Here is a 25,196-nt window from a genome sequence, read left to right on the forward strand (position 1 = left end):
TCTGATCTCTGGTCAATACCGAGCTGGCGCAATGCCTACCGATCGCGAACACCCAAACGACGCCGCCGTGCGGCACGTTGTCCTCGACACCTACACTATTGTGGTCGCCAACGCATCGTAGATGCGTTGCCCGTTAACGCCTACGCCAAATCCGGCTGCGCTGCAGCGCCCGCCAGCAATGCAACTTTGATATAGCCGGTTTTCACGGTCACTAATTCAGCAGTGGCGGCTGATCGACTACGGTCGCCCGCTATCGATTGGCACGACGGCCATCCGCTCGGTCGCTGCAAACCCGTTCACTATCCGATGAGGTCCACCGTGATGCGCCTGCCATTGACCATGCTTGCCGTTGCCCTGATTGCCGTCCCTGCGTATGCAAGCGAACTGGCCGGGACACTCCAGAAAGTCAGGGAGACCAACAAGATCATCCTCGGCATCCAGGAAGCCTCGGTGCCCTTCAGCTATCTGGACGGCAACCAGAAGGCAATCGGGTACGCCGTCGACATCTGCATGAAAATCGTGGACGCGGTTAAGCACGAACTCAACCTCTCCAACGTGACCGTTGAAACGCTGCCGGTGACGTCGTCCAACCGCATTCCGCTCATGATGAATGGCACCGTCGATCTCGTCTGCTCTTCCACCACCAACAATGCGGAACGGCAGCGCCAGGTGGCGTTCACTAATTCACATTTTCTGTCGGCGACGCGGTTTGCCGCACGGAAGGCCGACAACATCGGCACGATCGACCAGTTGAAGGGCAAGCCGGTCGTTGCGATATCGGGCTCGACCAACATGGTGCAGCTCAACCAAGCCAACGCCGCGCGTAATCTCGGCGTCACGCCGCTGGCGGCAAAGGATCAGGCGGAAGCCTTTCTCATGCTGGAGACCGGCCGCGCCGCCGCCTACGTCCTCGATGACGTGCAGCTTGCCGTCGCGATCGCAAGGTCGAAAGACCCGTCTGCCTACATCATCAGCGACGAAGCCTTCTCGAAAGCCGAACCCTACGGGATCATGCTGCGCAAGGACGATGCGCCCTTCAAGGCCGTGGCAGACCGCGTAACTGCCGACCTTTACCGCAGCCCGGAGATCGAGGCGATTTACAAAAAGTGGTTCGAATCGCCGGTCCCGCCCAACGGTCTCAATTTCAAGACTTCGATGACGGCGGTACTGCGCAGCGCATTTGCGCATCCGTCGGATAGTCCGGACCCCGCAAGCTACGAGCGTTGAGAGCACGCTACCGCAGCAAGCCGCCATCAGCCCTTCCCGAGGCTTCGCACGGCCCTGCTCTCCTTTCAGCCGGCGGACGTCATGCCGCCAGAATCTTCTCGGGCGTCTCCACCGGCAAATTCTGGCTGTCGGCAACCGCGCGGTTGGTGATCTGACCGCGATGCACGTTGAGCCCGGCGCGCAGATGCGGATCCTCGATCAGGGCGCGGATGCCCTTCCCGGCCAGCGCAAGGCCGAACGGCAGCGTGGCATTGTTGAGCGCGTGGCTCGACGTGACAGGCACGGCGCCCGGCATGTTGGCAACACAATAATGCACGATCTCGTCGACCAGATAGGTCGGCGCCTGATGGGTCGTCGGCCGCGACGTCTCGAAGCAGCCCCCTTGATCGATCGCGACATCGACCAGCACGGCGCGGCGCTTCATGCGGGCGAGATGCGCGCGGGTGACGAGTTTCGGCGCGCTGGCGCCCGGCACCAGCACGGCGCCAATGACGACGTCCGCGCCGGTCACCTCCTCCTCGATCGCTTCCAGCGTCGCGTAGCGTGTGCGAACGCGCCCGAGGAACATCTCGTCGAGGACACGAAGGCGCGGCAGCGAGCGGTCAAGGATGACGATGTCGGCACCGAGACCTGCAGCCATCCGCGCGGCGTGCGTACCGACCACGCCGCCGCCGATCACGGCGATCCTGCTCGGCGCAACACCGGGCACCCCGCCGATCAGCTTGCCCATGCCGTCCGCCGACTTTCGCAACGCGGCGCCCGCCGCCTCGATCGCCAGCCGCCCCGCCACCTCGCTCATCGGCGCCAGCAGCGGAAGTCCGCCATGGGCGTCGGTCACCGTCTCGTAGGCGATCGCGGTGCAGCCGGATGCCAGGAGCCCTTTGGTCTGCGCCGTATCCGGCGCCAGGTGCAAATAGGTGAAGAGGATTTGATCCTCGCGAAGCTGGCACCACTCCGTCGGCTGCGGCTCCTTGACCTTGACCACCATGTCGGCGGTCGCGAAGATTTCCGCTGCCGTGTCCACGATCGCAGCGCCAGCCGAACGGTAGATTTCGTCCCCGGCGCCAATGCCGAGCCCGGCGCCCTGCTCGACGATCACGTCATGTCCTTGCATCACATATTCCCGCACCGAGGCCGGCGTCAGGCCGACGCGATATTCCTCGACCTTGATCTCCCTGGGCACACCGATCCGCATCGCCTTGCTCCTGCATTGGAAGCTGCTGTCCGATGCCAGGAACCTACCTGTGAACGAGAAACGCTTCTCTGCGAATTGCGGCTTGTCGGAAGGAATTCGCGCAGATATCCTGCGTGTTATGTGCAAATATTAGGAAATTACGGCGTGACTGAGCTGGATCGTATTGATCTGCGGATTCTGACTGAATTGCTCTCCGATGCAAGGGCGAGCCAGATCGAACTCGCCGAAAAGGTCGGCCTGTCGCCAACCGCCTGCGCGCGTCGCATTCGTCAGCTCGAGGAAGCCGGCATCATTCGCGGCTATCGGGCCGATCTCGAACCGACTGCGCTCGGGCTCGTCACAACGGTTGTCGTCACCATCACACTGGAAAAACAGAGCGAGGAATATCTCGCCGCGTTCGAAGCAGCGATCGCCCGTTGTCCCGACGTGGTGTCCTGTCACCTGATGTCGGGCAGCGATGACTATCATCTGCAGGTGATCGCGCGCGACATCGCGGACTTCGAGCGGATCCACAAGCAGCATCTGTCGCGGATGCCCGGCGTCGCGCGTATCCATTCGAGCTTTGCGATGCGCGAAGTGGTTCGCAGGGCGATCCCTGAAACGGCGTTACAGCGTTAGCTTCGTCTATCGCAGTTGTCTCGGCATCCAGAGAAGGCGGACGCTAACCCGCCTCGGCGGATTTTCCGCCCTTCCCGAACACGCGGCTCGCCAGCACGTCCGACGCCTCGATCGACCTGATATCGTCCGCTGTCAGGACACGATCGAGATCGGCGACAAGGCGATTGGCCTGGCGCAGCCGCAGACGGTCCAATGCGTTGCGGATCGATCGCGCGTTGGAGAACAGCGGCTGGTTCTTGCGCAATGCGATGTAGCGAACGAACTCCGCGCGCGCATCCTGTGTGAAGCGATAGTTCATGTCGCGCAGCATCAGCTCTGCGATGGCGAGCAATTCATCGTCGGCATAGTCCGGAAAGTCGATGTGGTGCGCGATCCGCGAACGGAAGCCGGGATTACTGGCGAAAAACTTGTCCATGCGGTCGCCGTAGCCGGCGAGAATCACGACCAGATCCTCACGCTGCGTTTCCATCACCTGCAGCAGGATCTCGATCGCCTCCTGGCCGTAGTCGCGCTCGTTGTCGGGCCGGTGCAGATAATAAGCCTCGTCAATGAACAGCACGCCGCCCATCGCCTTCTTCAGGATCTCCTTGGTCTTCGGCGCGGTGTGGCCGATATATTGCCCAACCAGTTCGTCGCGCGTGACCGACACCACCTGGCCGCGGCGCACGAAACCGAGCCTGTGCAGGATACTGGCGATCCGCAGCGCCACCGTCGTCTTTCCGGTTCCGGGATTTCCCGTAAACGACATGTGCAGCGTCGGCGCGCCCGACGCCAGTCCCATGCGCTTGCGGATCCGTTCAATCAGCAGCAGCGACGCAATCTCGCGGATACGCGTCTTTACCGGCTTCAAGCCAATCAGTTCGCGGTCGAGTTGCGAGAGGATTTCCTCGATGCCGACGGCCTCGAGTTCATCGCGCAGGTTAACCGCATCAGTCATTGGGGCGGTATCCACATCCATCTGCTAACCTCAATGTGCTGCACGGGTCGCTTCGGAAAAGACTCCGTCGCCGCTTCCGCGGCGACGGAGCAGTGCATCCGGCAGACGCAGGCACGTTCAGGGAGAACTCGTCCGCCGGACCGAACGCGTGCCTAACCGTACCGCCGGCCCTCAGGACGATCGGCGGCATATGATCTGGTCGAATAGCGAATATTGCGCCCGGCCATTTCATGCCGCTCGAGGCGGAAGCCGGGCTCCTCCTTTGGCCGGTTGACGATGAAGGACAGCCGCACCGATTCCCAACCGTGGCTGGAATCGAACGCCGACAGGCGTATGTAGCGCTCGCCATACACCTTGCGGCATTCATTCAGCTCCATCATCACGCCGGCGGCGTCGCGGAGATCGAACATCGGCAATCCCCACATTTCCCAGAAATTGTTGCGGGGGTGCGGATCGTCGGTGAATTCGATGTTCACCGCCCAGCCCTGCTCCAGGCAATACTGGACCTGGCGGGAAATCTGCTCGTCGGTGAGATCGGGCAGGAACGAGAAGCAGCCTTGGGTAATGCGCATGGTTTCCACTCCTTACATCGCCACAGAGGGCGTGGGCACGTAGTCCGGCATGTCGGTCGATTCATAGTTGAAGGTGACGTCCTTCCAGACCTCGAGCGCCGCTTTCAACGGCGTGCAGGTCTCTGCCGCCCTGGCCAGAATCTCCGGGCCTTCGTGCAGATAGTCGCGGCCCTCATTGCGGGCGAGGATCATCGCTTCCAGCGCCACGCGGTTGGCGGTCGCGCCGGCCTGAATGCCCATGGGATGGCCGATGGTACCGCCGCCGAACTGCAGGATCACGTCTTCGCCGAGATGATCGAGCAATTGGTGCATCTGCCCGGCATGGATGCCGCCCGACGCCACCGGCATCAGCTTGTTGAGGCTCGCCCAATGCTGGTCGAAGAACACGCCGTGCTCCAGCCGCGCCGGGTTATAGTCCTCGCGGCAGATATCGTAATAGCCGCGCGTGGTCGCGGGATCGCCTTCCAACTTGCCGACCACGGTGCCAGCATGGATGTGGTCGACGCCCGCAAGCCGCATCCATTTCGCAATGACGCGGAACGAGACGCCGTGGCTGCGCTGTCTCGTATAGGTCGAATGCCCTGCCCGGTGCAGATGCAGGATCATGTCGTTGCGGCGGGCCCATTTGGCCATCGACTGGATCGCGGTGTAGCCGATCACGAGATCGATCATGATGATGACCGAGCCGAGTTCCTTGGCGAATTCGGCGCGCTCGTACATGTCCTCCATGGTGCCCGCGGTGACGTTGAGATAGGTGCCCTTGATCTCGCCGGACGCAGCCTGCGCCTTGTTGACGGCCTCCATGCAATAGAGAAACCGCTCCCGCCAGTGCATGAAGGGCTGCGAGTTGATGTTCTCGTCGTCCTTGGTGAAGTCGAGCCCGCCCTTCAGCGCCTCATAGACCACGCGTCCATAGTTGCGCCCCGAGAGGCCGAGCTTCGGCTTCACGGTGGCGCCAAGCAGCGGGCGGCCGAACTTGTCCATCCGCTCGCGCTCGACCACGATGCCGGTCGCCGGTCCCTGGAAGGTCTTCACGTAAGCCACCGGCAACCGCATGTCCTCCAGCCTCAGCGCCTTCAGCGGCTTGAAGCCGAACACGTTGCCGATGATCGAGGCCGACAAATTCGCGATCGATCCCGACTCGAACAGGTCGAGGTCGTAGGCGATGTAGGCGAAATACTGGCCCGGCGAATTCGGCACGGGATCGACCCGGAAGCATTTGGCGCGGTATTTTTCCGCCGCCGTCAGCCGGTCGGTCCACACCACCGTCCAGGTCGCGGTCGAGGATTCGCCGGCCACCGCTGCGGAGGCTTCGACCGGATCGACGCCGTCCTGCGGCGTCACCCGGAACAGCGCGATGATGTCGGTGTCCTTTGGCTGATAGTCGGGCTCCCAATAACCCATTTTCTTGTATTCGAGGACGCCGGACTTGTAGCGATCCTTGCCGCGAACGGTCATCGAGTGCATGTTCATGTTGCTCTCCTCAGGTGGTGTGCGGCGACTGGTCGGGATCGAGGCGGTCATCAGCTCATTCGGCGGCATCGGCCATTCCTCCTATACGTGGATCTAGCGCGCCCGAGCGGTAGCGCTTTGCCATCTCGGCCAACGGAATGACCTTGATCTCTGAGGCGTGGCCTGCGGTGCCGAACTGTTCGAAGCGCTCTCGGCAGAGGTCGCGCAAACCATCCATCGCCGGTTTGAGGAATTTGCGCGGATCGAATTCGTTTCTGTTTTGCACAGCCACCTTGCGGAACGCCGCGGTCATCGCTAGCCGGCAGTCGGTGTCGATATTGACCTTGCGGACGCCATGCTTGATGCCACGGACGATTTCCTCGACCGGCACCCCCCAGGTCTGTGGCATCTCGCCGCCGAATGCGTTGAAAGCGTCCTGCAGCGGCTGCGGTACCGAGGATGAACCATGCATTACCAAATGCGTGTTGGGCAGCCGGCGATGGATTTCCTCCACCACCCGCATCGCCAGAATGTCGCCGTCCGGCTTGCGCGAGAATTTATACGCGCCGTGCGAGGTCCCCATCGCAATCGCCAGCGCATCGACTTTGGTAGCACGGACAAAATCGACGGCCTGGTCCGGATCGGTCAGCAGCTGATCGTGGCTGACCTCGCCTTCGACGCCATGGCCGTCCTCCTGCTCACCGCCGCCATGTTCGAGCGAGCCGAGCACGCCCAACTCGCCTTCCACCGAGGCGCCGATCCAGTGCGCCATGTCGACCACACGGCGGGTGATGTCGACGTTGTATTCATAGCTCGCCGCGGTCTTGGCATCGGCCTTCAGCGAACCGTCCATCATCACGGAGGTGAAGCCGTGTTGCAGAGCGGTAGCGCAGGTCGATTCCTCGTTGCCGTGGTCCTGATGCAGGCAGAGCGGAATCTGCGGATACATCTCTTCCAGCGCGTCGATCATCTTCGACAGCATGATGTCGTTCGCATAGGAGCGTGCCCCCCGCGAGGCCTGGATGATCACGGGCGCATCGACAGAAGCCGCCGCATCCATGATCGCGAGTCCCTGCTCCATATTATTGATGTTGAATGCCGGCACGCCGTAATCGTGCTCGGCGGCATGGTCCAGCAACTGCCTCAGGGTAATTCGCGCCATCTGAGCCTCCGTGTCGTTGATCGTCGTTCGTGGTGTCATGCGCAGGTCAACGCCGTCCGCGAGCGCGCGATGCTGCGCAGCGCGGCCTTCGCCACCTCATCGGCGGTGATGCCGAATTCGCGGTAGAGCGTTTCCGCCGGCGCCGAGGCGCCGAAGCCGGTCATGCCGATGAATTCGCCGTCATCGCCAAGCCAGCGCGCCCAGTCGCCCTCGATCGCGGCTTCGACGCCGACCCTCGGCACGCGTCCGAGAACGGCGGTGCGGTACTCGCGAGATTGCCGGCGGAACAGCTCGAAGCACGGCGCCGAGACGACCGCGGCGCGGACGTTGTCTTTCTCGAGCAGTCCTGCCGCTTCGAGCGCGATCGATACTTCGGAGCCGGTTGCGATCAAGGTGACGTCGCGGCCTTCCTCCGGTTCAACAACGACGTAGGCGCCGAACGTGACCAGATTGGTCTCGCCCTCACCGTCACGAAACGTCGGGAGCGCCTGCCGCGACAGGCACAGCACCGAAGGACTCGTATCTGCCCGCAACGCGCAGTCCCACGCCTCCGCGGTCTCGACCGCGTCGCCCGGGCGGAACACCAGCAGGTTCGGGATCGCCCGCAGTGATGCCAGATGCTCGACCGGCTGATGCGTCGGACCGTCTTCACCGAGCCCGATCGAGTCATGCGTCATCACATGGATGACGCGGATCCCCATCAACGCAGCCAGCCTGATCGCAGGGCGGCTGTAATCGGCAAAGCTGAGAAACGTGCCGCCATATGGGATAAAGCCTCCATGCAGCGCGATGCCGTTCATCGCAGCCGCCATGGCATGCTCGCGGACGCCGTAATGGATATAGCTGCCATCGAAAGCATCTGGCCGCACCGGTTGCTGCGTCTTCGCGCGCGTCAGGTTCGAATGGGTAAGATCGGCCGAGCCTCCAAGCAGATTGGGCAGCGCTTCCGCGATCACGTCGATCACCAATTGCGACGCCTGCCGGGTCGCGATTTTCGGCCGTTCGCTACCGAACCGGGTTCGGATCTGCGCCATGACGTCGGCATATCCACAGGGCAGCTTTCGATTCAGCGCGTCGTGGAACAGCGACCGTCCCATCGAACTATGGCGTCGGCTGCGCTCGATCCACGCCCGCCGGGCCGCATGTCCTTGTGCACCTGTTTCGCGCCAGGCGTCGGCTACGGCTCCCGGAACCTGAAATGGCGCGTGCGGCCAGTCCAACGCGCTGCGCGTCTTCTCGACTTCCGCCGCACCGAGCGGCGCGCCATGCGCCTTTTCTGTCCCCTGACGGTTGGGTGCGCCGAAGCCAATCACCGTACGGCAGGCGATCAGGGATGGCCGGGTGTCGTGGCGGGCGTGCCGGATCGCCGCGGCAATCGCCTCGGGGTCGTGGCCATCGATCCGGCTCGCTGACCAGCCTGACGCCTTGAAGCGCGCAAGCTGGTCATCCGAGCATGACAGTGAAGTCGATCCGTCAATCGAGATTTCATTGTCGTCATACAGCACGATCAGCCGGCCGAGCTTGAGGTGTCCCGCCAGCGAAATCGCTTCCTGGCTGATGCCCTCCATCAGGCAGCCGTCGCCGGCGATCACATAGGTGTAGTGATCGACAAGATCCTCGCCAAAGCGCGCATTCATCAGGCGCTCCGCCAGCGCCATCCCGACCGCGGTCGCGATCCCCTGCCCCAGCGGTCCCGTCGTCGTCTCCACCCCGGGCGTATGCCCGTATTCCGGATGGCCGGGGGTTTTCGATCCCCACTGCCTGAACGCCTTCAACTCGTCCGTCGTCACGCCCGCATAACCAGTCAGATGCAGCAACGCATACAGCAGCATCGAGCCGTGGCCGGCCGACAATACGAACCGGTCGCGATCCGGCCACGCCGGATCGGAGGCGTCGAACTTGAGGAAGCGCGAAAACAGCACGGTGGCGACATCAGCCATGCCCATCGGCATGCCGGGATGACCCGACTTCGCGTTTTCGACGGCGTCGATGGCCAGAAAGCGGATCGCGTTCGCCATTTCAGCGTGCGAAACGACCGGCTGGACGGCGATACGGGACAGAGCGGAATCGGTCATAGCATGCGCCTCTTGCGTTCCATCAGTTGCAGGATGAGCGGGGTGAGGATGAGCTGCATCGCGAGATCGAGCTTCGATCCGTGGATTACGATCGAATTGGCGCGCGACATGAAACTGTTCGGAATCATCGACAACAGGTAGGGAAAGTCAATGCCACGCGGATTCTTGAGCCGGATCACCACCATCGATTCGTCTGGCGTCGGTATCCAGCGCGCAATGAACGGGTTCGACGTGTCGACCGTGGGCACCCGCTGGAAATTGATGTCGGTCTCGGTGAATTGCGGGCAGATATAGTTTATGTAATCCGGCATCCGCCGCAGGATGGTATCGGTGACCGCCTCGGCGGTGTAGCCGCGGTCGCTGCGGTCGCGATGCAGCTTCTGGATCCACTCCAGATTGATGACGGGAACGACCCCGATCTTGAGATCGGCATGCTGCGCGATATTGACCTTGTCGGTCACAACAGCGCCATGCAGACCTTCATAGAACAACAGATCTGACTTCTCCGGCAACGGCTCCCACTCCGTGAACGTGCCCGGATCTGCGCCATAGAGCCTGGCCTCTTCATGATCGTGGACATAGTGCCTGACGGTTCCGGTCCCGGACTCGCCGTAGTCGCGGAACAATTTCTCCAGTTCCTCGAACAGATTTGTTTCCGGACTGAAATGGCTGAAATGCTTGTTACCGCGCTCGGCCTCCTCGGCCATTTTTGTGCGCATCTCAAAGCGGTTGTAGCGGTGGAAGGCGTCGCCCTCGACATAGGCGGCTTCGACCTTCTCGCGGCGGAAGATGTTTTCAAACGTCTTCTTCACCGAGGTCGTGCCGGCACCCGATGATCCGGTAATCGATATGATGGGATAGCTGCGTGACATCTGCTCTTTCCGGTCAGCGAAACAGGCCGCGACGCGCAAACAGCGGCGCATCGCTATTGTCGAACATCGGCTCGATCGCTTCGTGAATGGCGGCAACGTCGCGAACGCCACGCATCGAGCCCATGATCAGCGGCACCCGCTGGTGTGGTGTTTTCGCCGAAAGCTCGAGAATGCGCCGGCGGCCGGTGGTCGCGGCTCCGCCCGCCCACTCCATCACGAGGGCCATCGGATGCGCTTCGTAAAGCAGGCGGAGACGTCCGTCGCGATATCCCGGCCGCGCATCCGCCGGGTACAGGAACACGCCGCCGCGGACGAGAATGCGAAGCGACTCTGCAACCAGCGAGCCGATCCAGCGCATATTGAAATCGACCGAACCGTTGCCGCTCGTACCCGAGAGGCATTCGTCGATATAGGCCCGCACCGGCCCATGCCAGTGCCGCCGGTTCGACGCGTTGATGGCGAATTCCGGCGTATTGGGCGCAATCCTCACGCGACGCGCAATCAGCAGGAATTCCCGGGCACGCCTGTCCAGAACGAAGATGTCGACACGCTCGTCGAACGCCAGGACCAGCGTGGTTTGAGGGCCGTAGACCACGAAACCTGCGGCACACTGCGCCGTGCCCGGCTCGAAGAAGGTGGAGATGATATCGTTGCCGCGCGAGCGAATCGAAAAGATGGTTCCGACCGAGATGTTGTTTTCGAGGTTGGCCGATCCGTCGAGCGGGTCGATGGCGACGCAGAGAGATGCCTCGGCATTGAGCACTTCAGGCAGGTCCGATTCCTCGGACAGGACGGCGGCGACTGGGGCGGCACGCAACGCTGCGCGCATCATCGCGTCGGCGACGAGGTCAATATCCTTCTGATGGTCGCCATCGGAATTGACGCCACGGGTTTGTCCGGTGATGCCGGCCAACGGTCCGTCGGCGATGAGATCGGAAAGCCCGATCGCAGCAGTGGCAATCGTCTCGATCACGGCGGCCACGGCGGGACCGGTCGGCGTCTCCGACCCTGCATGATCGAGATGCGAGCATAGGGTTATGCGTGCGTCCATGGCCGTTCCCCGATTGGCGCCCTCTTCGGAGCCACTCCAATGCGTCATGCCATCAGGCACGCCGCGCCTAACAACACCCCAGTTTGTAAAATTAGTGAAATTTTCTTATCTTTGGCTTTGGCAAAGTTTTTCTTATATTGGGTGAGCCATGGCAGGCAGGTTTCCGCGGGAATTGACCATTCGCCAGCTGCGCGCGCTCGCAGCCGTTCACCGGGACCGGTCGGTTACCGCCGCCGCCAAACACCTGCATCTCACGCAGCCGGCCGTCACGCTGCAGATCCGCAATCTGCAGGAGCTTGCAGGTCTGCCGCTGATTCAGCGCACCAGTGACGGGATGCTGCTGACCGACGCCGGGCGGGAGGTGCTCTCGCTGTCCGAGCGTATCGAAGCGGCGATTGCGGACTGCGAGACCTCGCTCGAGATGATGGCGGGAACGACCGCGGGCCGCATCTCCATCGGCGCCGTCAGCACCGCAAAATATTTCGTGCCGTTCATGATCTCCGGATTCTCAAAACGCCATCCGAACATCGATGTTGCGCTCTCGATCGGAAACCGGCAGGAGATCGGCACGGCGCTACGCGGCTATGATCTCGATTTCGCGATCATGGGCCGCCCACCGGCTGATATCGACATGGACGTCCACCCGATCGGCGATCATCCCCATGTCATTATCGCGCCGACCAGCCATCGCCTGGTGCGAAAATCCCGCATCCCGTTGAGCGACCTTGCTGACGAAACATTCCTGACGCGCGAACCCGGTTCCGGCACGCGCGGCCTGATGGAGCAGTTGTTCGAAACGGCGCGAATTCGACCGAAAATCGGCATGACGATGGACAGCAACGAGACAATCAAGCAGGCTGTGATCGCCGGTCTCGGAATTGCGTTCATTTCGGCACACACGGTTGCCACCGAACTCGACGAGCGGCGACTGGTCACGCTCGACGTGATTGGTCTTCCCGTCATCAGGCAATGGTTCGCCCTTTCCCGCAAGGACAAGATCCTGCTGCCGCCGGCACGCGCCATGCTGGAATTCCTCAGCGCCCGCGGCGCGCAATTCCTGCCGCGAACCCATGGCAGGATAAGGATCACCCGCACGTCGGCACGCGGCAGACGCCGATAGCGCGATATGCGAATGCCGACCGGCTGACTGAGCGCCAAACTGGTCGGCCTGGCAATGACAGCAAGCAGCGCGCTTCATGCTCATTTCGCGGTGGACCATTCCCCGCGGCGGGCCGCCTCCACCCATTCCTTCTCAGACTTTAGTTGGCGAGCCTCGCCGCCCCTGCCCACGTAACCACACGTTTCCGCAGCCATGACCGCCCCTATGGAGCGCGTCCGTAGGTTGACTTCTTTCCGCATTGTCCAAATACTTGCCTGAAAGCCGGAAAAACCGGTCCCGGCGATAATGATAATTCAGTGGGAGGACACGATGCCGACTTCACGCAGAACGCTGCTGAAGGCTTCCGCCGCTGCCGCCGCCGCATTCAGCCTCGATTGGACACGCGCACAGGCTCAAGCCGAAACGGTACGCATCGGCCTGATCTACGACTTGACCGGTCCCTTTGCTGCCGGCGGCTCGGTCGCCTCCTCGATCGGCGCGCAGATTGCCATCGACCTCGTCAACGAGAAGGGCGGCATCGGCGGCAAGTACAAGGTCTCCCCCATCGCCGCCGATTCCCAGAGCAAGCCTGATGTCGCGATCAATGAGGCCAATCGCCTGATCGACCAGGAGAAGATCGACATCATCAACGGCGTTTATGCGAGTTCGCACGCGGTCCCGCTCGCCGCCAAGGTCGAGCAGCAGAAAAAAATCCTCTGGATCACGACCGCGGTTTCGACCGCCGTGTTCAAGGACAAGAACCTGCAATACGTGTTCCGCGCGCAGATTCATTCCGACCAGTATGGCCAGGCCTTCGCGAGCTTCATCACCGAGCACGCCAAAGCCAAGCTCGGCATGGAGCCCAAGGACGTCAAGGTCGCACTGATTCACGAGGACGGCCCCTATGGCGTCGGCGTCGCGGCCGCCGACGAGGCCTATGCGAAGCAGGGCGGCCTCCAGGTCGTGCTCAAGGAAGGCTATTCCGCATCCGCGCCCGACCTCTCGGTGCTGGTGACCAAGCTCAAGCGTGCCAAGGCCGACGTGATCTCACACGCGGGATACAATCCTGATATCACCCTGTTCCTGCGTCAGGCGCGCGAGAACGGCCTCAAGTTCAAAATGCTGTTCGGCGCCGGGGCGGGCTACAGCCAGCTCGACAAGTTGCGCGCGACGTTCGGCGCCGATATCGACAATTTCTGCAATATCGATCCGGTGCCGGCGCAGTTGCTCGATGCTTCGAAACTCGCTCCCGGGATCGGCGATCTCACCAAAATCATGGTCGCACGCTACAAGGAGAAGACCGGCGCGACCGACGTGCCGCCGCATTGTTCGATGGGATTCAACCAGACCTGGATCCTGCTCAACAATGTGCTGCCCGTGGCAAAAGAGAAATACGGCGGCTTCGATCCCGAGGCGGTTCGCAAGGCGGCGCTCGACGTGGATATCCCGCCGGGCGGCACCATTCAGGGCTATGGCGTGAAATTCTATCCACCCGGCACGCCGCTCTCCGGCCAGAACGAGCGCTCGACCCCGGTCGTGATGCAGAATGCCGGCGAGCATATCTCGGTGGTTTGGCCGACCAACATAAGAACGCAGGATCCGGTGTTCCCGCTGCCGAAATCGTCGGTGTACGCGGCGTAGCGCCGCCATTGCTGTCGATCTCCCTCGCCCCGCTCTTGCGGGGTCGAGACGAGCGAAGCTCGCCCTTAGAGGGTGTGGGTGAGGGGCTGTCTCAGCAAATTCGAAAGACGTGAGTGCGCGGAGAGTCCCCCCTCACCCGGATCGCATCTTCGATGCGATCCGACCTCTCCCCGCACGCGGGGCGAGGTGACACGAGCACCGGTGCCGATCACAGCGTGACGCGGCGACCCTCTTCGGCGGCCCAATAGCCGGCGTAGTTGACCTTGATGGTCTCAAAGGCCAGCGCCAGATCCGAAAGCGGCTGCCGGCCAGTCGCGACGCATTCCATGAAGTCCTGGATTTCCTGCACGTAGCCGCGCGTCCATTCCTCCTCGATACAGACATATTGCCAACCGGTCTTCCGGTCGACCTTTTCGGTGATGTAGACGCTTGCGAGTTTCTCCTCGCTGGTCTGATAGCTCATCATGTGCGTATTCGGCGTGATGTTGGCGAACAGCGCGCCGCTGCTGGTATAGGTTTCGATCAGGTTGCGCACGCCGCCGAGGATCATGTCGCCGGAAAAAACCGTGGCCTTGGTGCCGTCGGAGAAGGTGGCCGTGAGCATGCCCCAATCCTCGACATCGACGGGATTAGCCTTGAGCACGGTTCGTTCATCTGAACGCAGGCATGCCGTGACGTTGCCGACGTCACACGTCACGCCCGCGACACTGATCGCCTCGCCACGCGCCTTCGCTTCTACCTGCTTGAGATAAAGTACCGCCGAGAGCGGATGGCATCCCATCCGGATCAGCGAGCCGCCGCCGGTCATCGCCCATTGCGCGGCGTGCGCGGCATGCGAGCCGGAGTGACTCTCCTCCCCCTTCATGAACAGGATCTTGTCTTTGGTGGCCTTGAGGATCTCCACGGTCTTGGTCACCGCCGGCGCGTAGATCCAATCCTCCGCATACATGAAGAGCCTGCCGGTCTGGTTGATCGCCGCGCGGGTCTTTTCCATTTCCTCCAGCACGCGCTCATACATCAACGCTTTCGACACATGCTTGCCGATCGGCGCTTTGTCGCCGTCCCGGCCGAAATAGCCTGCGAACGGCTTTTCGCAGATCACATGCTTACCGGCCTGCATCGCGTCGACAATCATCGACGTGTGCAAATTGGGCGGCGTGCAGATGTCGATGACATCGATATCAGCGTCGACGACCAAGTCGCGAAAGCTGCGATACGCCGTCGGAATCTGGTGACGACGGGCAAACTCGACGACATGATCGCCCCTCGCCGCAACGGCCCTGACTTCGACATCCACGCCGTAGACGCGCCGGTAGGCATGCATGTGCAGCTCGGACACGAAGCCGCACCCCGCCAGGCCGACCCTGATTTTCGCCATTGCGAAGTGCCTCCCGGCTGTCGCGGCTAGAGGCTAATTGCCGCTTCGGCCAACACCCTTGCGGCGCATCAACGCGGCGAAGAGCTCGGTCAGGCCGAATTTCCAAGGTTCGCAATCGCCGCTGTGGCGCATGCGGTTGGTCAGCCGGCCGAGTTTCGGCGTGGCGACCGTCACCAGATCGCCTTCCACATGGGTGAACCCCTGCCCCTTCGCGGCACGGTCCTGGATCGGTGCGAACATGGTGCCCAGGAACAACACGAAACCATCGGGGTATTGATGGTTCTCGTTGATCGTCTGCCCGACGATGTCGGCCGGGTCGCGGCTGATCTGGGTCAGGGAAGATGCGCCATGCAGGACAAAACCCTCCGGCCCCTTCACCTCCAGCGAGATATCCATCTTCCTGACGTCGTCGAGCGTGAAGTCCGCGTCGAAGAACCGCACGAACGGCCCGATGGCGCAGGACGCGTTGTTGTCCTTGGCCTTGGACAACAGCAGCGCCGAGCGTCCCTCGAAGTCACGCAGATTGACATCATTGCCAAGCGTCGCGCCGACGATACGCCCGTCGTGCGTCACCACCAGCACCACCTCGGGCTCTGGATTGTTCCAGGTCGATTTCAGATGCAGGCCCGCATCCACGCATGTGCCCACCGCCGACAGGACCGGAGCCTTGGTAAACACTTCCGCGTCCGGCCCGATTCCGACTTCGAGATACTGGCTCCAGGCATTCTGGGTAACCAGCACGTCCTTCACGTGCTGCGCTTCCGCCGAGCCCGGCTTCAGCCGCGACAGGTCGGTGCCGACGATCCGTGTTACCTCGGCCCGGATGGCTTGCGCCGAATCCGGATTGCCTCGTGCCCGCTCCTCGATCACCCGCTCCAGCATCGATACGGCGAACGTGACGCCGGCAGCCTTGATCACCTGCAGATCGATCGGGGCGAGCAGCCATGGCCTGGTCGGATCGCGGGTGTCGGGCGGCGTGTTGTTCAACAGATCCTGCAGCGTGCCTACCCGCTCGCCACGCGCGGCGCGCAGCGCCCGCGCCGGATCGGCGGCGGCGGCAAGCTGGCTGGCGGTCGGGAAATCCTCGGTGATGTCGAACACGCCGTCCTGGCGGATCGCAGCCACCGACGGGCCGGCAAGATCAGGACGCCAGATCCGCCCCATCAGCGCGGCGCCGGCGAAATCGTCGGGTAAAATGAATGCGGCATCTGTGACGATCGGCATCGTGGGGAATCCTCGCGAGGTAGCGCCTGTGCGGTCAGGGCAGCATCGTCCATAGAAGGGAACCACGCGACGGGTCAACACCCCCGAAGATATCCGCCTGCAGCATTGTGGCCGCCACGACAAAGCTCATCGCGCTGCAGCATGCAAAATCAGACGATCGGTCAAGTGCAGCCGATTGGGCCACGCCACCCCTCGCCATGGACTGCATGGCGATTGAGCAAAGACCTCGGAGGGCATCGATGTCAGGGAATTATGCGCCGGACGGGCCGCGCCGGAGAGCCGCCTGCCCGAGACGGGTGCATGGCTTCGTTGGCCGGCAGGCGTTCTTCGCCTACCGACATCAACGAAGCAATGGCACAACCGCGTGACGCTCCCGGCGTCCGGCTCCGCTGATGGCGATCGCCATCAGCGCGAGTCCGGTATCGCGGAGGATCAGGCCAGCGCCCGGTTCAGGCCGCCTTGTTCAGGCTGCCTTGTTCAGGCTGCCTTGGCCTTGGACTTTGCCACGTGGCTCGAGATCGCATCCATCAAAGGCGGCGACAGGCAATCATAGGGCTCGAGCCCGAGTTCCCTCAGCCGGGCCCTGATTCCGTCCATCTCGGCCGGCTGAACGCCGGACTCCAGCACGGACGACACGAATGCGGCGAACCCGGGGGCTGCCCATCCACCTTCCTGGAACAGTTCGGGATGGATGAAGTCGAGGCCGTAGAATGGATGCCCGGTGTTCTCGATCCGGCCATACATATGCGTGCCGCAGGCCTTGCAGGCATAGCGCTGGATCGCCGCCGACGCGTCGACAATCTGCAGCTTGTCGCCGTTCTCGGTCACGTTCACATTGTCACGCGGAACGACGGCGACAACGGAGAATGTCGCCCCCGCGGGCTTCCAGCACTTGGTGCAGCCGCAGGCGTGGTTGTGGGCGACATCGCCCTTGATGGCGACCTTGACCGGCCTGTCCGTGCATTTGCAGACAAGAGTGCCGCCGGCAAAGTTGCCGGTCCCCTTCTTTACGCCGCTATCAATCGCTGGATGAATATGAACAGTCATGGGCCTATCCTCCTTGTGTTTTAGGTTCTCTAATTTCAGAACACGACAACTGAGCGGATCGACTTGCCCTGGTGCATGAGATCGAAGCCGTGGTTGATCTCCTCCAGCTTGAGGACGTGCGTGATCATCGGATCAATTTCGATCTTGCCGTTCATGTACCAGTCGACGATTTTCGGCACATCCGTTCGGCCGCGCGCGCCGCCGAATGCCGTTCCCTTCCAGACACGGCCGGTCACCAGTTGGAACGGCCGGGTAGCGATTTCCTTGCCGGACTCCGCGACCCCGATAACGACCGAGACGCCCCAGCCGCGATGGCACGCTTCGAGCGCCTGCCGCATCACGGTGGTGTTGCCGGTGCAGTCGAAGGTGTAATCGGCGCCGCCGTCGGTAAGTCCGACCAGATGCTGGACGATATCGCTGACCTTGGTCGGGTTGACGAAATGCGTCATGCCGAAACGGCGACCCCAATCCTCCTTGGAGTCGTTGATGTCAACGCCGACGATCTTGTCGGCGCCCACCATCTTCGCGCCCTGGATGACGTTGAGCCCGATGCCGCCGAGACCGAATACGACGACGTTGGCGCCCGGTGTCACCTTGGCGGTATTCACCACGGCGCCAACGCCCGTCGTCACCCCGCAACCGATGTAGCAGCTCTTGTCGAACGGCGCGTCCTCGCGAATCTTTGCCACTGCGATTTCCGGCAGCACGGTAAAGTTCGAGAAGGTCGAACAACCCATATAGTGGTAGATCGGCTTGCCCTTATAGCTGAAGCGCGAGGTGCCGTCCGGCATCAGCCCCTTGCCCTGCGTGGCGCGGATGGCGGTACAAAGATTGGTCTTGCCGCTCAGGCAGCTTTTGCACTGGCGGCATTCCGGCGTGTAGAGCGGGATCACGTGATCGCCGGCCTTGACGGACGTCACACCCGGCCCAACCTCCCGGACGATGCCTGCGCCTTCATGACCGAGAATCGAAGGAAAGATTCCTTCGCTGTCGAATCCATCGAGCGTGTAAGCGTCGGTGTGACAGATTCCGGTCGCCTTTATCTCGACGAGGACTTCACCGGCCTTCGGGCCTTCCAGATCGACCTCAACGATTTCAAGAGGCTTTTTGGCCTCGAATGCGACAGCAGCGCGGGTCTTCATCTTAAGCTCCACATTTTCTTTTCAAGTCGCTGCACGGACCTGCCGAGACGCAAACCTCGCATGTTCGGCATGATCATTTGGCTCCCATGCAGGACTTCTCTGCCTCAGTGTAGGCCTCGGGTTTGTCTTCACGCTTGGCAGGCCGCACGCGCCCGACAGCGTCATAAGCGCGGGCACGCAGATAGACGTAGAGGTCGTCCATGTAGCAGGCGACATTCGGGTTATCGCCGAACGCCGGCATGACGCTCTCTTGCGCGGTGTTGACGTTCTTGCGACCGCTGGCGACCACACCGAGGAAATCGCCGTAACTCATCGTCTTCAACGACTCCTGTAGCGCCGGCGCGTAGGTCGATCCCATCCCGTCAGGGCCATGGCAGACATGGCATTCGGAGTGATAGCGGCGGTATCCGGAATAAGTGTACCAATCGACCGTCCCGTCGGCCCCGACCTTGAAGGTCGGGTTTCCTTCCTTGTCGAGATACTTGCCATCCTCGGACTTGATGGCGGTCGGATCGTCGGCAGCGTGGGCAACCAATCCCGGCGCCACAAGCATGAGAGTGGCTACAATCAAACAGATTCTACGCAAGAGCTCATCCTCGATATCAGATCTAGATCAACCGGCGCGTGGAACGAGCCACGCGCCGGACGAGGTGGTCCTGCTTTACTGCGGCAGTGCGAACACGGTGAGCGTGCCGCCGAGCGCGGTGTAGTTGCTCAGCGCGGCATAGCCACCGACCGCGCCGAGTCCTGCCGTCGGATCGGTCAGACCTGCGGCAAGGCCGATACCCGCCCAGCCGCCGACGCCGGACAGCACAGCCACATACTGCCTGCCGCCCTGCTCATAGGTCGTGACGTTGCCGATGATGCCCGACGGGGTCTTGAACTTGTAAAGCTCCTTGCCGGTCTTGGCATCGACTGCCTTCAGATAGCCTTCGAGCGTTCCGTAGAACACCACGCCGCCGGCTGTCGCGAGCGCTCCCGACCACACCGAGAACTGCTCCTTGTTCGACCAGACGATCTTGCCGGTCTTGTTGTCCCAGGCGATGAAGTTGCCCATGTGGCTCTCGCCCTGAGGCGGATACATCGAGAGCGTCGCGCCGACGTAGGGCTGGCCCGCGGTGTAGCTCACCTTGAACGGCTCGTAGTCCATGCAGACGTGGTTGGTCGGCACGTAGAACAGTTGCGTATCGGGCGAATAGGCTGCCGGCTGCTCGTCCTTGGTGCCGAGCGCGGCCGGGCAGATGCCCTTCGTGTTCTTGTCTTCGCCGCCCTTTTCGGTCGAATACTGATCGACAACCTTGGGACGTCCGAAGGTCGGCGAGCTCTTGTTCATGTCGACGCCGGTGGTCCAGTTCACCTTCGGATCGTACTTCTCGGCGACCAGGAGTTCGCCGTTGGTACGGTCCATCGTGTAAGCTAAACCGTTGCGGTCGAAATGGGTCAACAGCTTGCGCTCTTGGCCATTGATCTGCTGGTCGCTGAGGATCATTTCGTTGACGCCGTCGTAGTCCCATTCGTCATGGGGCGTCATCTGGTAGACCCAGTGGGCCATGCCGGTATCCGCGTTGCGCGCGAAGACGGTCATCGACCACTTGTTGTCGCCCGGACGCTGTTTCGGGTTCCAGGTCGAGGGGTTGCCGGACCCGTAATAGACCATGTTCAGACTGGGGTCATAGGACAACCAGCCCCATGTGCAGCCGCCGCCGATCTTCCACTGATCGCCCTGCCAGGTCTTGACGCTCGAATCCTTGCCGATCGGTTTGCCGTGTTCGGTCGTCTTCACGGGGTCGACCATGATCTGATCGTCCGGCCCTTCGGAGAAGGCGCGCCATACCTGCTTGCCGCTCTTGAGGTCGTAGGCCGTGACGTGGCATTGCACGCCGAACTCGCCGCCGGAGATGCCGATCAGGACCTTGTCCTTGACGACGAGCGGCGCGGAGGTGCCCGTGGCGCCTTTGCCCGGATCTCCATTCTTGACGCTCCACGCCACCTGCCCGGTCTTGGCATCGAGCGCGACCAGCGTGGTGTCTGCCTGATGCAGGAATATCTTGCCGTCGCCATAGGCCACGCCGCGATTGACTGTATCGCAGCACATCACCGGAATGACGTTCGGATCCTGCTTCGGCTCGTACTTCCAGACGATCTTGTTCTCCTGCGAAAGGTCAAGAGCGTAGACCTTGTTCGGGAACGGCGTATGGACGTACATGATGTTGCCGATGATGAGCGGCCCGCCTTCATGGCCGCGCAGCACACCGGTCGAGAAGGTCCAGGCAACCTGGAGCTTGCCGACATTGGCTGCGGTGATCTGGTTCAGCTTCGAGTAGCGTGTATTTGCGTAGTCGCCGGCCGGCATCACCCAATCTTTCGGGTTCTGCGCCATCTTGCTCAGCTCTTCATTGGCATACGCGACGCCGACGGCGAATGCCGCCATGACGCCGAGACAGGCTGCGGGTAGCACCTTGCGCATAGTGGTTTCCTCCCAGATTAAGAGTTTTGGGTTTCCGCCGAGACGGCCCATTTTCCATTCTTGGTCCCTATTCCTATCCCGTTCGGAAATAGGAAACTTGCCCAAGAGCGAAGCGCGTTTGCTCAATAGCGAAACTTAATCATTTTTTTAAATTCGGACCGGCGCGCGACGTTCCGGCTCTGCCGTGCTGCGAAGCATCATTCGGTGGGCGTGTTCCCACGACCTTCCCTGCGCGGCCCTCGGTCGAGGTTTCCCTTGACGCCGCTGAAACTAAGTTGGAGGATTGTCAAAGGGATATTGGGAAGAATCTGCGCAACTTCCCGGACGACTGCCTAAATTGGGGCCAAATGGTACGACCATCTGACCGACGCTTTGGCGGAGGTCGTAGCCTGTTCTCAAATTGGTGGCTGGGCAATGTCTGATACAGTTCGTTCACTCAGCACTTCCGGGTTAACGCCGAAGAGGCAGATCCAAACTTGGTCAGATGCGCTGACCGATCTCTGCGGCCAGTTTGATGTCGATCCACTTGAGGGTTCTTCGCTCGAGGCGCGGATAAATTACACAACCGTCTCGCAGCTGAAACTGTGTCAGATCGAGGCGAGCCAGCATCGCATCGCGCACACGGTTTCAGGCACAAAACTGAGCGAACATCCCTACGTCAAGATACTGTTCCAGACCTACGGCATCTCGCATTTCGAACAAAGCGGCCGTCGCATCGACATCATGCCCGGCGATTGCCTCGCCTATGACGTCTCCTGCCCGCACACGATCGTCAGCCCCTCATTGACCCGGCACGAGGTCGTGATCGTGCCAAAGGCACTGCTTCACGAGCGCGGCTTCCGCACCGCGAAGATGCTGCCGTGCAAGCTCTCGGCGCGTAACGGCACCGGCCGCATCGCCTATGACTTCGTGCACACCGCGTTCGACGAAGCGAACCGGCTGTCGCCCTACAACGCCATCGGCGTTGCTGATTCGCTCATCGATCTGCTGCTGTTGCCGCTGCGCGAGGCCGACACGATGTTCGATCGCGTCGGTCCCGAGGCGATGTACATCCGGGCGCAAGCCTTCATCCGCGAACATTTGCGCGACCCGGAGCTGTGCATCGACCAGATCTCGGCGGCATTGGGCTGCACCAAGCGCTATCTGCACATGCTGTTCAGCGACAAGGGCATGACCGTCAGCGATTATATCTGGCGGGCGCGGCTGCTGCACTGCCGCCAGGAGCTGGAGACGCAGCACGGCAAGACCATCACGGATGTCGCATTTTCGTGGGGCTTTTCCAGTTCGTCGCACTTCAGCCGCGTGTTCCGGAAGCACTTTGGCTTCGTACCCTCGGCGATCCACAAGGCGCATTGCGCCGATCCGTCGCCCAGCGCTTCCTGAAAGCGGAACGTCACGGTTGCGGAAAGCCGATATTTTGCGGCGCCTCAGCGCTGCCTCCCCCTGCATCGGGCAACGGAAACTGCAATCCGTTTCGCTGGCCTAGCTAGAAGGTTGCCTTCAGCCCTGCATAGAACGCCCGCGGCCGCGCCGGGCTGACAGAGCGCGGGTCCGTGAACTCCGCGCCGCCATTGGCGAAATTTGGCACGTCACCAGTATCAAAGAACGTCCCGTAGGTCGCATAGCGATTGTCGAAAATATTGTCGACGCGGCCGTAGATCTGAAACGTCTTGTTGATCTGATATGAGGCGTGCAGGTTGAAGACCGAATACCCTGGTAGCCTCGCTGCCTGGTTGGATTCATCGCCGACAAAATACTGGCTGCCGACGAACAGCGCATCGCCCCCGACCTTGAAGGCGTCCGTGACCGAATAATCGATACCGAACTTGACCCGGTTGCGGGGTATCGCTGGAATTCGGTTGCCCGGCAGGATCTGGACTACGTCGTCAACGGCGAAGGGGCTGTTGGATCCGATCTGCAGGGCGTCGAGGAAGCGTGCATCCACGAGGGCATAGCTGGCGTATAGTTGCAGCGTCTTCGACGTCAGATTCACCTGCGCCTCGATACCCTGGCGCCGCGTCCTGCCCACGTTCTGGAAATAGCCAAATCCCTGCAGCTCAGGGCTCGGGATTGCGAGGATGTCATCAGCATTGGTCGCGCGGAACGCGCCGACTTTCCACCCAAGCGTCCCGATATTCAGCTCCTTTGTGCCGCGCAAACCCGCCTCTACGGTGCGGGACACGACCTGCTTCAGCGGCGGATCCGCGATCAGGAATGCTGCGGCGATACAGGGGCGCGCAGGGTCGGCGCATGCGAGTTCCAGCGGGGTCGGTGCGCGATTGGCTTCGGAGTATCCAGCATAGGCCGTCATTTCAGGCGTGATCTTGTAGGTGCCGCCGATCATCGGATTGAAGCGGCTGAACGTATGGTTGCCGTTGAGGTCGGTGCCGATCAGATCTTGAAGGACGATGCTTGCATAGTTGAACCGGCCGCCGCCCGAGATTGAAAACGCATCCGTCACGTCGAACGTGTCGAGCGCATAGAGTCCGGTGTATCGGTTGGTGGCACGAAGCGAGACCGGGCCGATGGATACGGGTTCGCCGGACCGGCCGAGGAATATGCCGCTGCCGCTGACGACGTAATTTGAGCCTATCGTGCCCAATTCCGCGCTGGCCCCGAAGCGGGTAACGCCGGAGTCGAAACTGGTGCCAACCATGAACTGGTTGTTGTGTCCGAACAACTGGTCGGTGTTGGTTGCCTGCAGGGTCGCCCCGGTCGTGGTCGAACGGGTGGTCGTCCGGTCGATCTGGCCCAGCACCGCATCCGTGGGGAACGGATTTGCAAGCTGGACTCCGTTGAGCCCGTTCGCCGGCGCTCCCGGCGTGGTGTCTTCTTCGTTGAAGCAAAGCAGCCCCGGATCGGCCGCACATGGCGCCGTCTCGGTCGGGTTTCCGTCCACCGTCTTCTGCCGGAACGTGCGGACGCGCGCCGAGCCTTCGATGGTCCAGGTAGGTGTGACCTCGACCTTTCCGGTCAGATTGCCGTAGGCAACGCGGTTGTCCGTAGTCTGCGGCGTCGTATAGGTCGCGCCCCAGTACTTCTGCAGCAATTCGACCGGAACCGCTGCAGAGGCGCCGAAATTGTTCTTGGCGACACCCACGTTGAGGTGAAATTCACTGCTGTCGGTCCGGTAGCCGACATCGCCATAGAAGCGCCGGATAGCCGATTCCGAAAAATTGCGGTAGCCGTTGTCACGCACTCCCTCGAGCGCACCATAGACGGAAAAATTGTCGATCTGCTTGCCATACTGTGCCGAACTCTGGATGCGTCCGAACGAGCCACCCATCGTGTTGATTTCGGCACCTTTATAGTTGAATCCATCCTTCATCTGGACGTTGACGGCGCCGCCCAGCGCATTAAGGCCGAATGCGGGGTTATTGGTCACGACGGTGACCGACCTGATCGCCGCGGTCGGGATCAAGTCCCAATTGACGGTGTCGCCGAACGCCTCATTGATTCGCACGCCGTTCTGGTAAACTGCCAGTCCCTGAGGGGTACCGGCGACCGGCGATGCAACGAAGCCGCGAAACTGGATGTCCGGCATGAACGGATTGCCGGTAGTATCACTGATGATGATACCCGGTACCTGTTGTTGCAGTGCGTCCGCGATGTTCAGCGAGCCCGTGCGCGCGATCTGCCCGGCGCCAACGGCGTTGACCGCTGCCGGCACCTTGTCGACGTCCATTCCCGAGCCGACCGTCGGCGTCGGCGCGGTCGGATAGACATAGACCCTGCGCACATTTCGGGTGGCTCGAGGTGCAGTACTGCCGCGGGCTGGTCGGGTCGCTGGTCTGGCTGATGTCGTTGGGGCAGTTACCTCGATGGCCGGCAAGACTTCGCTATCGCGGGACGCCGTTTGGGCCTGAGCACAGTCACTCCCGGGGACGAGGCACATCGAGATTGTCCCGACCAACACTAAACGCGTGCCCATGTACCCCACCCCCACTCTGTCCCCACCCACTACGTTCCGGCATTGTCCCGCCGGTCAGGTTGCGGACGATACTAGTGAGAAGGCAACGACGCGCGCTAGCCGCAAA

At 61.7% G+C, this 25,196-nt stretch carries 20 protein-coding genes; 5 read left to right on the forward strand and 15 right to left on the reverse strand.

The window, feature by feature from the left end:
- The first annotated feature begins 321 nt into the window (after nucleotides 1-321).
- Complete coding sequence (locus V1286_RS19680) at nucleotides 322-1,227, forward strand: amino acid ABC transporter substrate-binding protein (protein ID WP_334489765.1); 906 nt, start codon at nucleotides 322-324, stop codon at nucleotides 1,225-1,227.
- A gap of 79 nt (nucleotides 1,228-1,306) precedes the next feature.
- Here the strand turns inward: V1286_RS19680 and ald are convergent, their stop codons facing one another.
- Complete coding sequence (ald, locus tag V1286_RS19685) at nucleotides 1,307-2,422, reverse strand: alanine dehydrogenase (protein ID WP_334481864.1); 1,116 nt, start codon at nucleotides 2,420-2,422, stop codon at nucleotides 1,307-1,309.
- Nucleotides 2,423-2,566: 144 nt separating this feature from the next.
- Between ald and V1286_RS19690 the strand changes: the two genes are divergently transcribed.
- On the forward strand, nucleotides 2,567-3,040 hold the full coding sequence (locus V1286_RS19690) for an Lrp/AsnC family transcriptional regulator (protein ID WP_334481866.1): 474 nt from the start codon (nucleotides 2,567-2,569) through the stop codon (nucleotides 3,038-3,040).
- A gap of 43 nt (nucleotides 3,041-3,083) precedes the next feature.
- Here the strand turns inward: V1286_RS19690 and cbbX are convergent, their stop codons facing one another.
- The 7 genes from cbbX to V1286_RS19725 form a co-directional block, all read right to left on the reverse strand.
- Nucleotides 3,084-3,977, reverse strand: coding sequence for a CbbX protein (cbbX, locus tag V1286_RS19695; protein ID WP_334481867.1), 894 nt, complete (start codon nucleotides 3,975-3,977; stop codon nucleotides 3,084-3,086).
- Between the two features lie 152 nt (nucleotides 3,978-4,129).
- Nucleotides 4,130-4,549 carry a ribulose bisphosphate carboxylase small subunit gene (locus tag V1286_RS19700; RefSeq protein ID WP_334481868.1) on the reverse strand — a complete coding sequence of 140 codons (420 nt, stop codon included), beginning with the start codon at nucleotides 4,547-4,549 and terminating at the stop codon, nucleotides 4,130-4,132.
- Nucleotides 4,550-4,561: 12 nt separating this feature from the next.
- On the reverse strand, nucleotides 4,562-6,022 hold the full coding sequence (locus V1286_RS19705) for a form I ribulose bisphosphate carboxylase large subunit (RefSeq protein WP_334489768.1): 1,461 nt from the start codon (nucleotides 6,020-6,022) through the stop codon (nucleotides 4,562-4,564).
- Nucleotides 6,023-6,077: 55 nt separating this feature from the next.
- Entirely contained in the window at nucleotides 6,078-7,163 is a 1,086-nt protein-coding gene (gene fba, locus V1286_RS19710) for a class II fructose-bisphosphate aldolase (protein WP_334481870.1), read from the reverse strand.
- 35 nt (nucleotides 7,164-7,198) lie between these two features.
- Nucleotides 7,199-9,238, reverse strand: coding sequence for a transketolase (gene tkt, locus V1286_RS19715; protein WP_334481871.1), 2,040 nt, complete (start codon nucleotides 9,236-9,238; stop codon nucleotides 7,199-7,201).
- Nucleotides 9,235-10,110, reverse strand: coding sequence for a phosphoribulokinase (locus V1286_RS19720; protein WP_334481872.1), 876 nt, complete (start codon nucleotides 10,108-10,110; stop codon nucleotides 9,235-9,237). The genes tkt and V1286_RS19720 overlap by 4 nt, the downstream gene beginning before the upstream one ends.
- Nucleotides 10,111-10,123: 13 nt before the next feature.
- Complete coding sequence (locus V1286_RS19725) at nucleotides 10,124-11,161, reverse strand: class 1 fructose-bisphosphatase (RefSeq protein WP_334481874.1); 1,038 nt, start codon at nucleotides 11,159-11,161, stop codon at nucleotides 10,124-10,126.
- Between the two features lie 148 nt (nucleotides 11,162-11,309).
- Between V1286_RS19725 and V1286_RS19730 the strand changes: the two genes are divergently transcribed.
- A complete protein-coding gene (locus tag V1286_RS19730) occupies nucleotides 11,310-12,281 on the forward strand; it encodes a LysR family transcriptional regulator (protein ID WP_334481876.1) in 972 nt (323 codons plus the stop codon).
- A gap of 309 nt (nucleotides 12,282-12,590) precedes the next feature.
- Nucleotides 12,591-13,901 carry an ABC transporter substrate-binding protein gene (locus V1286_RS19735; RefSeq protein ID WP_334481877.1) on the forward strand — a complete coding sequence of 437 codons (1,311 nt, stop codon included), beginning with the start codon at nucleotides 12,591-12,593 and terminating at the stop codon, nucleotides 13,899-13,901.
- 208 nt (nucleotides 13,902-14,109) lie between these two features.
- On the opposite strand, the gene V1286_RS19740 is transcribed toward V1286_RS19735, so the two are convergent.
- The 6 genes from V1286_RS19740 to xoxF5 form a co-directional block, all read right to left on the reverse strand.
- Nucleotides 14,110-15,279 (reverse strand): Gfo/Idh/MocA family protein, encoded by a 1,170-nt coding sequence (locus V1286_RS19740; protein ID WP_334481879.1) that lies wholly within the window; start codon nucleotides 15,277-15,279, stop codon nucleotides 14,110-14,112.
- Nucleotides 15,280-15,312: 33 nt separating this feature from the next.
- Nucleotides 15,313-16,503, reverse strand: a complete 1,191-nt coding sequence (locus V1286_RS19745) for a fumarylacetoacetate hydrolase family protein (protein ID WP_334481881.1) — start codon at nucleotides 16,501-16,503, stop codon at nucleotides 15,313-15,315.
- A gap of 477 nt (nucleotides 16,504-16,980) precedes the next feature.
- Complete coding sequence (gene gfa, locus V1286_RS19750) at nucleotides 16,981-17,550, reverse strand: S-(hydroxymethyl)glutathione synthase (RefSeq protein ID WP_334481883.1); 570 nt, start codon at nucleotides 17,548-17,550, stop codon at nucleotides 16,981-16,983.
- A 35-nt stretch (nucleotides 17,551-17,585) separates the two neighbouring features.
- Nucleotides 17,586-18,692: an S-(hydroxymethyl)glutathione dehydrogenase/class III alcohol dehydrogenase gene (locus V1286_RS19755; RefSeq protein ID WP_334481885.1), complete on the reverse strand. Its 1,107-nt coding sequence runs from the start codon at nucleotides 18,690-18,692 to the stop codon at nucleotides 17,586-17,588.
- 73 nt (nucleotides 18,693-18,765) lie between these two features.
- Nucleotides 18,766-19,245, reverse strand: coding sequence for a c-type cytochrome, methanol metabolism-related (locus V1286_RS19760; RefSeq protein ID WP_334489770.1), 480 nt, complete (start codon nucleotides 19,243-19,245; stop codon nucleotides 18,766-18,768).
- Nucleotides 19,246-19,353: 108 nt separating this feature from the next.
- Complete coding sequence (xoxF5, locus tag V1286_RS19765; RefSeq protein ID WP_334481886.1) at nucleotides 19,354-21,159, reverse strand: lanthanide-dependent methanol dehydrogenase XoxF5; 1,806 nt, start codon at nucleotides 21,157-21,159, stop codon at nucleotides 19,354-19,356.
- 414 nt (nucleotides 21,160-21,573) lie between these two features.
- On the opposite strand from xoxF5, the gene V1286_RS19770 reads away from it, so the two are divergent.
- Nucleotides 21,574-22,542, forward strand: coding sequence for a helix-turn-helix domain-containing protein (locus V1286_RS19770; protein ID WP_334481888.1), 969 nt, complete (start codon nucleotides 21,574-21,576; stop codon nucleotides 22,540-22,542).
- Between the two features lie 103 nt (nucleotides 22,543-22,645).
- Here V1286_RS19770 and V1286_RS19775 read toward each other — a convergent pair whose 3' ends face one another.
- Nucleotides 22,646-25,090 (reverse strand): TonB-dependent receptor, encoded by a 2,445-nt coding sequence (locus V1286_RS19775; protein ID WP_417021163.1) that lies wholly within the window; start codon nucleotides 25,088-25,090, stop codon nucleotides 22,646-22,648.
- Between the last annotated feature and the right edge of the window lie 106 nt (nucleotides 25,091-25,196).

This window comes from Bradyrhizobium algeriense (assembly GCF_036924595.1).
Lineage (GTDB): Bacteria > Pseudomonadota > Alphaproteobacteria > Rhizobiales > Xanthobacteraceae > Bradyrhizobium > Bradyrhizobium algeriense.

Excerpts from the sequence above, each read along its gene's own strand:
- V1286_RS19755 (WP_334481885.1), bottom strand. The coding sequence starts at position 18,692 with ATGAAGACCCGCGCTGCTGTCGCATTCGAGGCCAAAAAGCCTCTTGAA.
- V1286_RS19725 (WP_334481874.1), bottom strand. The coding sequence starts at position 11,161 with ATGGACGCACGCATAACCCTATGCTCGCATCTCGATCATGCAGGGTCG.
- V1286_RS19680 (WP_334489765.1), top strand. The coding sequence starts at position 322 with ATGCGCCTGCCATTGACCATGCTTGCCGTTGCCCTGATTGCCGTCCCT.
- tkt (WP_334481871.1), bottom strand. The coding sequence starts at position 9,238 with ATGACCGATTCCGCTCTGTCCCGTATCGCCGTCCAGCCGGTCGTTTCG.
- gfa (WP_334481883.1), bottom strand. The coding sequence starts at position 17,550 with ATGACTGTTCATATTCATCCAGCGATTGATAGCGGCGTAAAGAAGGGG.
- V1286_RS19720 (WP_334481872.1), bottom strand. The coding sequence starts at position 10,110 with ATGTCACGCAGCTATCCCATCATATCGATTACCGGATCATCGGGTGCC.
- V1286_RS19760 (WP_334489770.1), bottom strand. The coding sequence starts at position 19,245 with ATGCTTGTGGCGCCGGGATTGGTTGCCCACGCTGCCGACGATCCGACC.
- ald (WP_334481864.1), bottom strand. The coding sequence starts at position 2,422 with ATGCGGATCGGTGTGCCCAGGGAGATCAAGGTCGAGGAATATCGCGTC.
- fba (WP_334481870.1), bottom strand. The coding sequence starts at position 7,163 with ATGGCGCGAATTACCCTGAGGCAGTTGCTGGACCATGCCGCCGAGCAC.
- xoxF5 (WP_334481886.1), bottom strand. The coding sequence starts at position 21,159 with ATGCGCAAGGTGCTACCCGCAGCCTGTCTCGGCGTCATGGCGGCATTC.
- V1286_RS19770 (WP_334481888.1), top strand. The coding sequence starts at position 21,574 with ATGTCTGATACAGTTCGTTCACTCAGCACTTCCGGGTTAACGCCGAAG.
- V1286_RS19700 (WP_334481868.1), bottom strand. The coding sequence starts at position 4,549 with ATGCGCATTACCCAAGGCTGCTTCTCGTTCCTGCCCGATCTCACCGAC.
- V1286_RS19775 (WP_417021163.1), bottom strand. The coding sequence starts at position 25,090 with ATGGGCACGCGTTTAGTGTTGGTCGGGACAATCTCGATGTGCCTCGTC.
- V1286_RS19745 (WP_334481881.1), bottom strand. The coding sequence starts at position 16,503 with ATGCCGATCGTCACAGATGCCGCATTCATTTTACCCGACGATTTCGCC.
- V1286_RS19705 (WP_334489768.1), bottom strand. The coding sequence starts at position 6,022 with ATGAACATGCACTCGATGACCGTTCGCGGCAAGGATCGCTACAAGTCC.
- cbbX (WP_334481867.1), bottom strand. The coding sequence starts at position 3,977 with ATGACTGATGCGGTTAACCTGCGCGATGAACTCGAGGCCGTCGGCATC.
- V1286_RS19730 (WP_334481876.1), top strand. The coding sequence starts at position 11,310 with ATGGCAGGCAGGTTTCCGCGGGAATTGACCATTCGCCAGCTGCGCGCG.
- V1286_RS19735 (WP_334481877.1), top strand. The coding sequence starts at position 12,591 with ATGCCGACTTCACGCAGAACGCTGCTGAAGGCTTCCGCCGCTGCCGCC.
- V1286_RS19740 (WP_334481879.1), bottom strand. The coding sequence starts at position 15,279 with ATGGCGAAAATCAGGGTCGGCCTGGCGGGGTGCGGCTTCGTGTCCGAG.